The sequence below is a fragment of the Wolbachia endosymbiont (group B) of Eupithecia inturbata genome (genome assembly GCF_964030915.1).
In the GTDB taxonomy this organism is placed as follows: Bacteria; Pseudomonadota; Alphaproteobacteria; order Rickettsiales; family Anaplasmataceae; genus Wolbachia.
Map to the genome: position 1 here is coordinate 82,032 of NZ_OZ034987.1, position 15,130 is coordinate 97,161.

10 protein-coding genes are annotated in these 15,130 nt (G+C 34.2%); 3 read left to right on the plus strand and 7 right to left on the minus strand.

The features are described 5' to 3' along the window. Nucleotides 1-2: 2 nt before the first annotated feature. The 4 genes from ACQH21_RS00375 to ACQH21_RS00390 are packed head-to-tail and all read right to left on the minus strand — an operon-like array spanning nucleotide 3 to nucleotide 1,982. A complete protein-coding gene (locus tag ACQH21_RS00375) occupies nucleotides 3-479 on the minus strand; it encodes an ATP synthase F0F1 subunit B (RefSeq protein ID WP_052264897.1) in 477 nt (158 codons plus the stop codon). Between the two features lie 7 nt (nucleotides 480-486). Continuing rightward, nucleotides 487-966 (minus strand): ATP synthase F0 subunit B, encoded by a 480-nt coding sequence (locus tag ACQH21_RS00380; RefSeq protein ID WP_007302046.1) that lies wholly within the window; start codon nucleotides 964-966, stop codon nucleotides 487-489. Nucleotides 967-969: 3 nt separating this feature from the next. Then, entirely contained in the window at nucleotides 970-1,197 is a 228-nt protein-coding gene (locus ACQH21_RS00385; protein WP_006014985.1) for a F0F1 ATP synthase subunit C, read from the minus strand. Nucleotides 1,198-1,256: 59 nt separating this feature from the next. Next, nucleotides 1,257-1,982, minus strand: a complete 726-nt coding sequence (locus ACQH21_RS00390; protein WP_007302047.1) for a F0F1 ATP synthase subunit A — start codon at nucleotides 1,980-1,982, stop codon at nucleotides 1,257-1,259. Nucleotides 1,983-2,198: 216 nt separating this feature from the next. Between ACQH21_RS00390 and ACQH21_RS00395 the strand changes: the two genes are divergently transcribed. After that, a complete protein-coding gene (locus tag ACQH21_RS00395) occupies nucleotides 2,199-2,468 on the plus strand; it encodes a hypothetical protein (RefSeq protein WP_254229521.1) in 270 nt (89 codons plus the stop codon). Nucleotides 2,469-2,578: 110 nt separating this feature from the next. After that, the gene (gene pheT / locus ACQH21_RS00400; protein WP_374699559.1) at nucleotides 2,579-4,918 is read left to right on the plus strand and encodes a phenylalanine--tRNA ligase subunit beta; all 2,340 of its coding nucleotides are present in this window, start codon (nucleotides 2,579-2,581) and stop codon (nucleotides 4,916-4,918) included. On the opposite strand, the gene ACQH21_RS00405 is transcribed toward pheT, so the two are convergent. From ACQH21_RS00405 to miaB, 3 genes are all read right to left on the minus strand, one after another. After that, nucleotides 4,915-7,746 (minus strand): hypothetical protein, encoded by a 2,832-nt coding sequence (locus ACQH21_RS00405; protein ID WP_425384260.1) that lies wholly within the window; start codon nucleotides 7,744-7,746, stop codon nucleotides 4,915-4,917. The genes pheT and ACQH21_RS00405 overlap by 4 nt on opposite strands. A gap of 44 nt (nucleotides 7,747-7,790) precedes the next feature. Further along, nucleotides 7,791-10,961 carry an isoleucine--tRNA ligase gene (gene ileS, locus ACQH21_RS00410; RefSeq protein ID WP_425384261.1) on the minus strand — a complete coding sequence of 1,057 codons (3,171 nt, stop codon included), beginning with the start codon at nucleotides 10,959-10,961 and terminating at the stop codon, nucleotides 7,791-7,793. Between the two features lie 436 nt (nucleotides 10,962-11,397). Beyond that, the gene (gene miaB / locus ACQH21_RS00415; RefSeq protein WP_395461184.1) at nucleotides 11,398-12,720 is read right to left on the minus strand and encodes a tRNA (N6-isopentenyl adenosine(37)-C2)-methylthiotransferase MiaB; all 1,323 of its coding nucleotides are present in this window, start codon (nucleotides 12,718-12,720) and stop codon (nucleotides 11,398-11,400) included. Between the two features lie 666 nt (nucleotides 12,721-13,386). Between miaB and recJ the strand changes: the two genes are divergently transcribed. Continuing rightward, nucleotides 13,387-15,123: a single-stranded-DNA-specific exonuclease RecJ gene (recJ, locus tag ACQH21_RS00420; RefSeq protein WP_425384262.1), complete on the plus strand. Its 1,737-nt coding sequence runs from the start codon at nucleotides 13,387-13,389 to the stop codon at nucleotides 15,121-15,123. The last annotated feature ends 7 nt before the right edge of the window (nucleotides 15,124-15,130 follow it).

Sequence of the window (15,130 nt, forward strand, 5' to 3'; positions counted from 1 at the left end):
ACTTAATGCAACTTTTTGCTCAAGTCACGTGAAAACGAAGATATAACCTCACTACTACGCTTATCATCTTTACGTTCATGCATTATTTTTTTTACAGCATCAGCAGCTATACTCGCTGTGTTAGCTTGTAAATCCCCAAGAGCTTTTTCAACTTGGTCAGTAACTTTCTTCAAATTAGAATGGGCATTTTCATCTAACGTTTGATCGAGTTGCTGTCTATTATGCTTAATAATACTATTAGCCTTATCAAGTGCTTCATTCATCATTTTGTTAACTTCTGCATCTAATTTTTTGTATTTTTCAGAAGATTTTTTGTAATACTCCAACATATCTTTTCTGAATTTTTCAGTTTCTTCACTTGAAAACTTGCTTTTGTTACGTTTATTGTTAAGCGCGTTTTTTATTACCTTCCTTAGCAATTTATATGAGAGGATAAAACCTACTAAAAAAGCAAGGCTTATAACTAGTAATGTAGACATAAAAACCCTAAAATTCTTTTGACACCAAGTCAGCAACAAATTCCTCTTCAATCTCAGAATTAGTTAACTTAGTATAGTAAATCAAAGCAATACTAGTAGCCATTTGTTTTAATTCACTAATATACTTAGATTTAAATTGTACTACCTTTTCTTCAACAAGTTTAATCATCTTCTTGTCTTCCTCTTCCAATATATCCTTAACATTCGCTCTCATTTCTTCTACTTGAGCAAATGCATCATCTATGATTTTTTTTGCCCGTACTCTAGCTTGATTTAAAGCTGCATTATACTTGGCAATTTGCTCTTCTGTAAGTCTTAAAAGGTGAATAGAACTATTAAATGAATCTAACACTTCTTTACTTCTAGTGCTTATTATTTCATCTAACTTCGGTAAAAACAAACAACTCACTACAAAAAAAAGTGAAGAGAAAAAAATTAAAAACCAAAAAATTTGAGAAGAGAAAGTTGAAACATCAAGCTGTGGCATCTATTAAGCAGCAAATATTAATAACATTGCAAGTACAAACGCAAGCAACCCCATGATTTCAACCATGGCAGCACCAATATAAACGTAACTTTTCATTTTACCTTCTGATTCAGGATTTCTCGCAATCCCATTTAACATAGCAGAGAAGATATTAGCTATACCTAAACCAGCACCGAGCATTCCAAATACAGCCAAACCAATTGCTATAAATTTTAAAGCCACTAAATCCATATATTACCTTTAACTATTTCTTTATAATATAATTGTAAAATATTCTGCAAGGAAGTCAATTACTTTACTGCATCTGACAAATATACACATGTTAATATAGTAAATATATAAGCTTGCAAAACTGCAACAAATACTTCAAATCCTATTAGTGCAATTATAAACAAAAAAGGTGCAGGTGTAAAAAATATGTTCATATTTATGACGAATCCTGCTATCACTTTGATGATTGTATGACCCGCAATCATATTTGCTGCAAGCCTTATTGATAAACTAATCGGTCTTACTAAATAAGCAAATAATTTAATAATGATGATTATAGGTGCAAGCCACGAAGGAGTTCCTTTTGGTAGCAATATGCGTAAAAATTCTACTCCTCTTTCTTTAAACCCAACAATCGTTATATAAGTAAAAACCACCATTGATAAAGCGAAGGTAACTATCACATGACTTGTAACTGTGAAACTATAGGGAAGAACACCAACTAAATTACACGATAAAATGAAAATAAATACTGTAAATATCAAAGGAATGTGCTCCAAACCTTTGCTTCCAGTGTTACTTTCTATTATTGAAACAACAAAATCATATACATATTCAACTGCAGCTTGCAAATATCCTGGTATTACTGCACCTTTTCTTATTCCAAGGAGCAAAAACAGTACCATTAATATCACCGAGATCATCATAAAAAGAGATGAGTTGGTAAAGTTTATGTCATACCCAAATAATTTTGGTAGTTCTATTATTGTATATACTTTAAATTGTTCTAGCGGATTTAACGCCATTTTGACCCTGTATACTTAAACTGCAGCAGTAAATAAAGTATAAATTTTATAGAATAAAGTCAAGAATTAATATAAGGAGCTCTGTATTATTATAGCATTAACATATTAACAAAATATACAATTAAAATGCAAATTATAGTCAGCTACCAATCTTATTCTAAATTCTTGACTTAACATCTTATTTTAACTATAATTTAATTTTAATATGAGGCAATTATGAACGAAATAGATTTTACTAATCCACCTTTAAATTTAGAACAGGAATGTGGTAACGGGTACATCAAGTTTACAGATTATTCTTCTAACTCAGACACTGGTCTTTTCCACATGGCAGGTGAAATGCTAAATGAAAGCCATGATGTTATAGGAAATTTCACTGGTGATGCTTACATTTATAATTTCCATATAGATGATCACAATATGAACATTCAACTCTGCATGAAAATGGACTGCAAAGGTGATATAAAGAAAATTCTTTCTTTGTAGAAAGAGTAGGCTTCTCTGTTGTTTCTTGCAATATAGAAGCCACTTATTACAACAAACTTTAAAAACATCACATTTTACATTACAATGAATTTTTGTTTCTTGTTAGATAAATGAAGTTCACATTATCTTGGTTATTAGAGTACTTAGAAACCAATGCTAGTTTAGAGGAAATTACTGATAAATTAACTCACATAGGGTTGGAAGTAGAGAATGTGATCGACAATTCCAGATTGGCCGGGTTTGTTGTTGCAGAAGTATTAGAAGTCGCACCTCATCCAAATGCTGATAAATTAAAATTATGTAGAGTAAATGATGGAAGTAAAGTTCTGCAGATAGTTTGCGGAGCAAAAAATGTTAAAGAAGGCATGAAGACTGTACTTGCATCTCTTGGTAGCACATTGCCAGAAAGCAACTTTACAATTAAGCCTACAAAAATAAGAGGAGTGCTAAGTGAAGGGATGCTCTGCTCTGCCTCTGAGCTTTCGCTGACTCAAGATGAAAGTGAAGGAATAATCGAGCTTTCTGATGATTATAAAACAGGAGATAAATTTTTCAATTGCGATCCTGTAATTGACATAAACATCACTCCAAACCGTGGAGATTGCTTAGGTGTTTATGGAATAGCACGTGATCTAGCAGCAACTGGAATTGGAACGTTAAAGACTTTAATCATTCCACAACTTACCGCTTCTATGAACTCACTAATAAACGTCAAAGTCATCGATGGGGAGAGTTTTATTAGTGGAGTATATATCACTAATGTAAAAAATAAAGAGAGTCCAAAATGGCTAAAAGATAGTCTGGAATCGATAGGAATGCGCTCCATTTCTGCAATAGTTGATATTACTAATTACATCATGATATCCTTTAATCGCCCAATGCATACATATAATGCAAAAAAAATAGAAGGAGAGCTCACAGTACGTAAAGCAAACGATGGAGAAAAATTTATTGGTTTAAATGATAAAGAATACTCATTGAACAAAGACATAAGCGTTATTTCTGATGATAAAAACGTTCAGGCAATTGCTGGAATTATGGGAAGTAAGTACAGTGAATGCACTCTTGAAACTACTGATATCTTTTTAGAGTCTGCTTGGTTTGACCCCATCTCCATCACTAAATCTTCAAGGCAGCTAGGCATCTCCACAGACTCAAGTTACAGATTTGCACGTTCAATTGACCCTGAATTTACCCTTGATGGACTCAATCTTGCAGCCAAAATGATTTTGGATTTATGTGGCGGAGAAGTGTCAAGCATAGTGTCTGCTGGCAATTTGAATAAGGCTTATACCAAGATAAATTTTGATTATCAGAATGCAAACAAACTTGGAAGTGTATCTGCATCACCTAATGAGGTATTCGATATTTTAACAAAGCTAGGGTTTAGTATCGATAAAAAAACCGAAGGTAATTGGAATATACAAGTACCAAGCTGGAGACCGGACGTAACCATACCTGCTGACTTAGTTGAAGAGGTAGTAAGAATATACGGCTATGATAAAATAAAGGAAGAGCAACTAGCAGAAGACGTTACAGTAGAAGAAGAGACACAAGATGATTTGCGCATTTTAATGACAAGCAGAGGGTTTCATGAAGTGATAACTTGGTCTTTTATGAGTGAATCAACAGCTAAGAAGTTTGGTTACTTGAATAAATTATTTATTATCGACAACCCATTTAATAATGACTTTAATATAATGAGACCAAGCATCATACCAAATTTGTTAAAAGTTACTGCAGATAATACTGCCCATGGTACACCTGATTTTGCAATTTTTGAAATTGGGCCAATTTATAATAACGAAGCGCAATCTAAGTACGTTTTAAGTGGAATTAGATCAGGAAATAATTCGCCGAAAAACCACTATAACACTGATAGAAAAATAGATATTTTTGACGCAAAGGCTGACCTCATAACAGCTTTGGAACTTTTTAATGTCAATTGTGATAATTTAGCAATAGAGAGAGCAGAAAAAGAATATTATCACCCAGGAAAATCAGGCTCCTTATCTTTTAGAAGTAAAATAGTTGGTTATTTTGGAGAATTGCATCCGAGTATATTGGATTTTTTTAACATCAAACAAAAAATTGTAGGCTTTGAGTTGATATTAGAAAATATCGAAAATTTACCTATAAGTAGAAAAAAATTTATCGATTATAAATATCAAAGTGTAAAACGCGACTTTGCATTTATTGTAAATAAAGATGTAGCAGCAGGCAGTATAATCAATATGGTGAAAAAAAGCTCAGAGCTCATCACAGAAGTTTTGATATTTGATGTATATCATGGAAACAATATAGAATCGAATAAGATGTCTATAGCATTTTCAGTTACTTTCTGCTCTCCAACTCACACTTTAACTGAAGAGGAAATCCAAAAAGAATCAAATATGATAGTAAACTTAGTGTGTGAAAATACTGAAGGAACTTTGAGAGCTCATTATTAAGCCGTAATCGCCGTTTCCTGATTTTGCTGTGTCACGTTTACTTCATCCAATTTATTCCCTATCTTGAATTCAATATCCTTGAAAAACCTATCCCACATTCCATGCAAATGCTCTTCTACTTTAGGCCAGACATCATTTTTAAATGTCGTTCCATCATCAGAAAATAAATTACCTAAAAAAACTCCAATTTCTTCATAACTTGATTGAAAATGTTGAAGAAATGTCTCTACTTCCTTATTAGTATCATGTGCCACACTCAATGCTTTCCCTTCTGTGCTATTATCTTTGTTTACAGTAGCTGACCATCCAATCACATTATAATTAAAACCAACTTTGAGAGAGTTCCAAATCCTCCACACACCACTCTCATTATCTTTTGGTACATTATTTATTATAAGATTTGCTAATCTATCTACTAGAGGAGACAATAAATCTTGACAAAAGTGTTTGATATTATCTTTCATTTTAATTACAGGACTTTTTATGCACTTTTCTGCCAAATAGTACCCAAGCTCTGCTTTCTCTAGCAACTTCTTAATTGCTTCTTCATCAAAAATTTCATGCTCGAACGCCTCCAGTAAATCATCCTCTATTATTGCAAATTTTATTTTTTCACGAGATTCTAGCTCTTCTCTATAATTATTTTTTGTTTTTTCATTTATCAATAATCCTTCTTTTTCTAATTTTAACTGTTCTAATGCTTTTAGAATTTCTTTGTTATTTTCTAAGTGCTTCTGTATTAGCTTTGCATTTGGATGCTTTTCTCCTTTTCTCTTTCGCTCATCTTCTAAGTACTTATTTAAATCCTCACTTTCTTCTATTACTTCTATTACTTCTCTTAACGATATAGGTTGATCTAAGCATTCTGCAATTTTCACTCGGTGCACATTAATCCTCTGTACTAAATCCGGCTCCTTTTCCTCTAACAGCTTACATGAATTCTCTATACCCTTTGCTTGACTTTTAAACAAATCTTGCGTTTTACGTTTCGTTATTTCTAAATACATCTTTGCTATAAAATCATTCACTTTACCTGAAGCTTCTTCTAAACTTTCCCCATTCAAAGGACCTTTTATCTCCTCTTCTAAATCTCGAAACTGGTCTATTAAGCTTAGTATTCCTAACAGGCTTAACTCACCCTTTGCTTTTCTCATTACTGATTTTACTAGCCTTCGCTCAACTTCTTGATCACCATACTCGAACTTAAAAAGACCTTCTAATTTCCTTTTTAAATCATTGTCTGTTAAGTTATTTTTTCCTTCATCATATATTGCTTTCAATTTTTCATGTATCCTAATATATCTTTCCTGTCCTTCTTTTTTTAAACACTTAATCTCTCTTTTAGTGTTATCTAGAGCTTTCTTCGTTTCTTGAGGATATATATCCTTATAAACATCAATGATTGTACTCTTAGCTATTTTCCCTTCTTCTTTAAGTCGTTCCCACTCTGCTTTAAATACAGGAAGTGCATCATCACTTATATCTCTTGTTATCCCACCTACTTTTCCCAATGCTTCTAATCGATCATCTTCATCAGCTAAATCAAGTGCCTCTTTATTTTTCAGTTTTTTTATATCTCCTATTATCATCTCTTTCTCATTTGGTAATTCCTTACCTTGACTTTCTAATTTCTGTTTCACTAAAGTATTTTTTAGCTCATCCTCCAGTGAAAAATCTTCTCCCCGTCTATTTTGCTGAAACTTAATTGCTTGTATGAAGGCAACTTGATAAGCATTTTCTATCAAATGAGTTGTCAATTGATGGCCTATACTATCTACAACTTTCAGCCTGAATTCGTTCAACAATTCCTTCAGTTTATCATGTGTAATATCTTTCTTTTCTAGCTTCATCAGCTCTTCCATAGTTCTTGCGCATTCTTGAATCGAAGTTGCAAGCACACTCTTGATTTTATTACGCAAGGGCTTAAGACCATTTTTTAAATTGATGTTAGTTGACAATTTCAGTACGATATTGCGCTCTGAATCCCGCGTTACACTAAACCACTGATTATTTTCATTATCGCATAAATCTCTAAGTAATTGTTTAAATTGCGGTGGAAACTTTATTTCCATATCATATGCAATGCTTGACTCAGAAACCTCCATTTCATGAAAAGATACCTCTATATTTTGGTGCTTATTAGAATACTGCCCCATAGTTATTTTAAGAGCAGTAACTAAAGAGTGAGATAAATCTCTATTTAAAAGATAAAAAGTAGCCAAAGCAACTGTTGCAGGAACGATTAAGGCTACAAGCACAGTCACATTAACAAAAATTGCCATTGCAGCAAGAGCGCCATATGCCAATCTTTTTGGCACACCTGTTTCACTCTTTTTTGTCTTATCTTCCACTACACCTTCTTGTGTCTTGCTATTTGCTTTAAATCTACTGTATATGACTAACCCCAGTGCAGTAAAAGCAATATAAGGGAGCATTAAAACTGACAGAGCTAAATTTAATATTTTCTTCTCTGGGCAAGCTCTGTTTATCTCTTTCAATATTTCGCTTGACATATTATACCAGGAGGTAAAAAAGTCAGAATTATAATCTTTATAATGAAATATACTGAGCGGAACATTAAAAGCAGCTATTTGTTTAATTAACCAATCCTGCTTACTTACAGCATCAAAAAACTCTTCTTCCTCTTCTGAATTAGCAAGACCTAAATCATTCCCTTCTTCTACATTAGAAACATCTTCCATAGCATCAAAAAACTCTTCTTCCTCTTCCAAAGCAACATTGGAAATAGATTCTACTTTACCTAAACCATCACTATTGTTATTTAAATCAATAACTTCTCTATGACCATCTGCAACAACTTGATTCATATCACCACCCTACTTAAAGCAATTTAAGTATAGCATAAACATTACTAACTTTGCAACTTTATTAACTTAATACCAACTGTCAAACCTTGGTATTCCTTAGAATAGAAATCGGCCTCGATCTCTTTATTAGTGTCCAAAGATAAGGCAAGGGTCTGATCTTTTATATATTCAACCCATGTATTTATTGCTTCCTTAATTTTCTCATCTTCTGCTTTGATTATTACTCTGATTCTATCTGATATATAAAAATCAGCCTGTTTTCTAGTTTCTTGAATAAGCCTCACAATATCTCTTGCCAGCCCTTCTAGAATTAGTTCATTATTTAATTCAGTATTTAGAATAACAACTCCTTTGTTATTATCAAACACAGCAGAATATTCACTGTTTGCTTTTAATAATAGTTCATATTCACCTTTTTCCATAGTATAGCTCTCTGTTTCATCTCCCAAAAATATCTGTTCGTTTTCAACTTGCTTCCACTTTCCTTCCTTAACGTATTGAACTAGTTTCTTGATTTTGTCTGGAACTTTTCTTCCAAGCACAGGAAAATTTAATTTTAACTCTAGTGATGCAACCTCTTTCAATTCACTTACTATTTCTAGTTCTTTTACATTCACCTCATCTCTTACCATCTCTTGATATTCATCTTCAAGAAAATTGCAGGAAGACTTATGATAAATAGTCATGCTACCAAGTGGCTGCCTTATACGTATGTTAAACATGTTTCTAATAGAGAGTGCAGCATTACATATTTCCCTTACCAAATCCATCTTGGCAATGAGTTCACTATTATATCTATCTAATTGTGGAAAATCAGCCAAATGAACAGATGTTTCTTTATACTTCAGCCCCTGCCATATAGTCTCTGTTATAAGTGGCAACAAAGGAGCTGCAGCCCGTAGTATGTAATAAAAAACTGTGTACAGAACATTATAAGCGTCGGTTTTATCTTGATCTAAGTCACTTTTCCAAAAACGCTCGCGACTGCGACGAATATACCAATTATTTAGCACTTCAAAAAAATCTGTCAAGATTTTGCAAGCTTCCTGAGAGTTATAGTTGTTCATAGAAGCTCGCATACCTTCCACAGCTTCAAAACATTTTGAAATCATGTAGCAATCAATAGTATTCTGATAATCCCTACAAATCTCAGCTTTAATTCCATCTGCATTTGCATACATAGTAAAAAAGTGATAACTGTTCCAAATAGGTTTTATTACGTTTTTCAGAACATCACACACTAAATTTCCTTCTTTGTCGAGTAGTAAATTACCACCGCAGACAATGGAACCAGACAGCATAAGAAAACGCAGCGCATCAGAACCATATTTGTCAAACACTTCCATTGGGTCCGCATAATTATTCAGACGTTTGGATAATTTCTGCCCTTTCACATCAAGAACCACACCGTGGCATATGCAGTTCTTAAATGGCTCACTGTCAAATAAAGCAGTGGAAAGCACAAAAAGCGTATAGAACCATCCTCTTGTTTGTGCTATATATTCAGTGATAAAATCCGCAGGGAAATTTTTCTCGAACCATTCTTTATTTTCAAACGGATAGTGAACTTGCGCGAACGGCATCGAGCCAGACTCAAACCAACAATCAAACACATCAGGCACACGACGCATAACTGATTTTCCTGTTGGATCATCAGGATTTGGTCTCGTCAAAGTATCGATAAACGGTCTGTGCAAGTCATCTATCTTAACATTAAAGTCTCGCTCTAGTTCTGCTATTGAGCCATACACATCCACTCTTGGATATTTTGCATCGTCTGATTTCCACACAGGAATTGGAGTACCCCAGAATCGATTGCGTGAAATAGACCAGTCGTGCGCTCCTTCAAGCCATTTTCCAAATTGACCATCTCTTATATGATTTGGCATCCAATTAACTCTCTTATTTAGCTCTGTCATTCTTCCCTTAAACTTTGTCACAGCAACATACCAAGAAGGCATAGTGCGGTAGATTAAAGGAGTGTCAGTTCTCCAGCAGTGTGGATAATTGTGAATATATTGCTCAGTTTTAAACCAGCTCCCCTGCCTTTTTAATTTCTTGATTACTGTATCATTGGCATCAAAAACATGAACTCCTGCCAAATCTGAAACTTCAGTAGTAAATTTTCCAGCGTTATCAACTGGACAAACAGCTCGAATATCATGGCTTTGGCAAAGGTAAAAATCTTCTTCACCAAATCCAGGAGCAGTGTGCACAACACCAGTACCATCTTCTCCTGTAACATAATCAGCAATGAAAACACGGAACGCATTCTTTGTATCTTTAAAGTAATCAAACAGTGGTTTATAGGAAAGACCTGCAAGATCACTCGCTTTAAGTTTTGTATTACAGTTTTCATATTGAATATTGCTTTGTTCACAGTGGCTGACAAATTTCTCTAAATAACTTTCAGCAAAGATGCAGACTTCACTATTTACTAACACCATACAATACTCAATATCCTCCCCTACTGCCAGTGCAAGATTGCTCGGCAACGTCCAAGGCGTTGTAGTCCAAGCAAGTAATCTACATTTTTGTTTAAATTGCTTTGGATTTTCTAAAAGTTCAAAAGCAACAGTTACAGCTTTGCTAATTTTTTCTCTATATGCATTATCAAGCCTTGTTTCAAAATTAGAGAGTGGAGTTTCGCACGCCCAGCTATAGGGAACAACGCGTATTGATTCATACACCAGACCTTTATCATAAAGCTGCTTAAATGCCCACATGACCGACTCCATGAATGACTTATCCATAGTCTTATAGTCATTGTGAAAATCTACCCATCTTGCTTGTCTATTTACATACTTCTCCCATTCTGATGAAAATTTCATCACAGAAGTACGGCAATGATTATTGAATTTTTCAATGCCAAATTTCTCTATCTCAGTTCTACCAGATATTCTAAGTTCCTTTTCCGCGCCCATCTCAGCCGGTAGCCCATGGCAATCCCAACCAAATCTGCGTTCAACCCTTTTTTGCAGCATAGTTTGATATCTTGCAAATGCATCTTTTATAAAACCAGTAAGCAAGTGTCCGTAATGCGGAAGTCCATTTGCAAACGGAGGCCCATCATAAAATACAAAACAATGATCCTTGGAACGTTTCTCGACTGACTGCTCAAAAATTTTATTTTCCTGCCAAAATTTTATGATTTCCTTTTCTAGCAATGAAAAATCAGGACTGCTGCTTGTATCAGGATAATACTTCATATTCATTTTAACTGGATAAAATCAAAGAATATAGAGCTTTCTGGAAAATTACAAATCCAAAAACTCTGTTTCTATAAACATTGATAGGTGTTGACATTATTATACAGCATATTAATAAATCAGACTTATTTACTTAAGTTAAAGATGAATAAAGACAATAACAGTTGGCCTTATCAGAAATTTCACGATGCTAACAAAAATAATAGTAAAAGCAGCGTTATTTGGAGATCGCTTTCTTATGAATATAATAATTCTGGAAAGGTTGAAAAAGTACACTATCAGTGGGAAAAGAAAAAAAATCCCGCAAATCTATTATATCAAGTCTCATATGATTGCGTAACAGAGAGTTGTAGTCCCTTAAGGATTAAATCTAGATAGCTTGTAAACTTATAAAAACACACAAAGTGCTTCTACATGAGACCATGGGAGCACTTTTCTCTAATTAGGCAGCGCATCCCAACAAACTATTTTGCCGAGCTTCCAATATCCTTACATTTACTATTTTATCTTTGTATTTATCGTCAGGATCATCAACGCATACTGATTGCATGTATGGGCTTTTACCAATAATTTGATTTTGGTGTTTACCTTTTTTATCACTGAATAGAACAGGAATAGTTTTTCCTATCATACTCTGATTAAATTCAAGTTGTTGCTTGCTAATTAATTCCTGTAAACGAAGAAGACGCTCTGTTTTAAACTCTTCTGGTACTTGATCTTTTCTTTCCGCCCCTGGCGTTCCTGGCCTTGGGCTATATTTAAAACTATAAGCCTGAGCGTACTTTACTTTTTCTACTAACTTCATAGTTTCCTCAAAATCTTTTTCAGTTTCTCCAGGAAAACCAACAATAAAATCAGAAGAAAATTCGATTTCAGGTTTCAATTTGCGCAATCTGTCTATTATTCCCAAATATTCCTCTGCCGTGTGTTTTCTATTCATTGCATGCAATATTTTATTCGAACCTGACTGCACAGGCAGGTGAACAAACGGCATGAGTTTTGATTCCTCCGCATGTACCAAGTAGAGAGATTCGTGCATATCTCTTGGATGAGAAGTTGTGTAGCGGATTCTTTCTAGCTTTTCAATTTTAGCAATGTGACTAATTAATTTTCCTAAATCCCACACCTCTCCTTCGCACTCTCCATGATAAGCATTAACATTTTGACCGAGCAAATTGATTTCCCTTGCCCCATTTGCAACTAACTTCAATGTTTCACGGAATATTTCATTTACTGGTCGTGAATACTCAGCCCCGCGTGTATATGGTACCACACAAAACGTACAAAATTTATCACAACCTTCTTGTATGGCAAGAAACGCAGAAGACCCCTGGCTATTGCCATAGCATTCATCTGGCAATTTATCAAACTTCGCAACTTCTGGAAAATCAGTATTTATTACATGACCTTTACTTCTGCTTGCTTTGACTATTAACTCCGGTAAAGCAGAAATACTCTGCGGACCAACAACAATATCAACAAAAGGAGCCCTTCTGAACACTTCTTCTCCCTCTGCTTGCGCTACACATCCAGCCACCACTATGGTCATTTCCTTATTTTTTTGTGATGAATGGATTCTTCCAAGCTCTGAGTAAAGCTTTTCTGCTGCCTTTTCTCTAATATGACAAGTATTTAATATCACCAAATCAGCTTGTTCTGCATCACTAACAACGTTGAACCCTAAAGGCTTAACTATATTCTCCATTAAAATGGAGTCATAAACGTTCATCTGACAGCCGTAAGTTTTAATATATAGGCCTTTCATATTTAAAATTCTTCACACAAATTCTAGCAAATTATACGAAAAACTGAATTCTAGTACAACAGCCAATAAAGATTGCTTGACAAACCTTCTCGCTTTCCTTACTCTAACAGTATAGGTATTTTAAGAGCTCAAAAATCTATCTTCGCCTGCAGACTTTTCAGTCAATTTTTCAAAAAAAAACGTAGTGTATCTTCTTCAGTACGTGTTCAAATTCTGTTGTATATGCGCTGCATTTTCTTTCTAATCTTTCAGGAGGATTTTATGTCCAGAATTCCAGATACTTAACCTTTATTCTTAAGCTAAAAACCGATTGGTACCTATGGTTTTTATAAAGAAAGTGCAAAAAATACTTTAAAGAATATGAAATAAAGGTAGAAAAGGTTTGAGTAACCAAAAACTGTTTCCAGGCATAAATTTGTTATGTATACAAAAAAGTAATTACACTAATATAATATTCACACTTATATGCTAATATAGATATAATACTAATTAAAGAGCATGTTATGCAAGAAGAAGTATCAGATTTTACAGATGCTCTTTGTCAAAATAAATGTGATTCCTTTCGAGTGACACTCTCCTATATCTTTCTTTAGGTTATACAGAAGTCTAACACAATTATAGAACAAGCGTAAAAGTTCTGGTAAAGTAGTTTTATTTACAAAAAATATGCTACTTGATATTGAAAAACGCAGCATAACAAATGCACTGTGGAAGTTACAAGAAGCAGATCAAAGGGAGATTTTTACTCTTATACAGAGATTTGAGTTGCCAGAAATATTAGCAAGAATATTAGTTGCTCGTGGTGTTAACATAGAAAATGCACATGACTTCTTACACCCACTAATCAGATCGCTATTACCAGATCCCTTTCACCTCCTTGATATGGATAAAGCTGTTTCTCACATAATAAAAGCAATAAACAATAATGAGAATATTGCAATATTTGGTGATTACGATGTTGATGGTGCAACGTCATCAGCATTGATTAATAGGTACCTAAGAGCGATTGGAACACACTCTATAATCTATATTCCAGATCGTGTTGATGAGGGCTATGGATTGAACACAGATGCTTTATTACAACTTAAAAAGAATGGTATTGATTTATGTATTTCTGTTGATTGCGGTACGCTTGCATATCAACCAATAGAAGATGCAAAAGTCTTTGGACTTGATATTATAGTTGTCGACCATCACCTTGGAACAGAAAAATTACCAAGTGCTGTAGCAGTTGTTAATCCCAACCGCCTTGATGAGAGCTCTCCTTATACTAATCTTGCAGCAGTTGGAGTGTCATTTCTGCTAATTGTTGCTCTTAATAGAAGCCTACGTGAGCAAGGATTTTTTACCAACAAAAAAGAACCAGATTTATTTGATCTACTGGATTTGGTTGCTCTTGGAACTGTTTGCGATGTTATGCAGATTACAGGCCTAAATAGGGCTTTTGTTTTACAAGGATTAAAAGTTATGTCAGCAAGAAAAAATGTTGGCTTACGTGTTTTGTTTGACGCTTTGGGAATCCTTGAAAAACCAAGTGTTTCACGATTAGGGTTTAGCATTGGACCGTGCATAAATGCCGGAGGAAGAATTGGAGAAGCATCGCTCGGTGCAAGGTTGCTTTCCACCGATGATGATGATGCACATTCAATCGCGCTAAAATTAATAGATTTAAATAATGCAAGAAAAATGCTAGAAAATGAGGCTATTTTGGAAGCTACAACACAAGCAGGAAAATTTGCACAATTAGGTGTAAATTTTATAATGGTAAGTGGCAACTGGCACCAGGGAATAATTGGTATAATTGCATCAAGACTAAAGGAGCAATTTCACTTACCAACGATAGTAATATCTTTAAATAATGGAATAGGAAAAGCAAGCTGCAGATCAATTTCTGGGGTAGATATTGGTGCTGCGGTTCTTTCTGCAAAATTTACCAACCTAATCATTGAAGGTGGTGGTCACAGTATGGCAGCAGGATTTTCGATTAAGGAAGATAAAATAAGTGATCTACATGATTTCTTTACTGAAAGATTTGCAAACTCTACAAATGACAAAATCATAAAAGCTGATGGTATAGTAACAGCTAAAGCAATAAACTTATCCCTTTGGAATCAACTGCAGCGCTTAGAGCCATTTGGAGCTGGCAATCCTGAACCGAGATTCATCATTCAAGGAGCAAAGATAAGAAAGCCGGAAGTTATAGGAGTTGACCATATAAAATGTTTTATTGCTGACGATAATGTTATGGTCAAAGCTATTGCGTTTCGCTGTGCAAATACTGAGCTTGGCTCTGCTATTATGCAGGGTAATGTTAAAGCCATTTTGGGTAAAATCTCTATGAATTACTGGAATGGCAATGAATTTATACAATTTATGATAGAAGATGTCTTAACCATTAGTTAAGTTACTA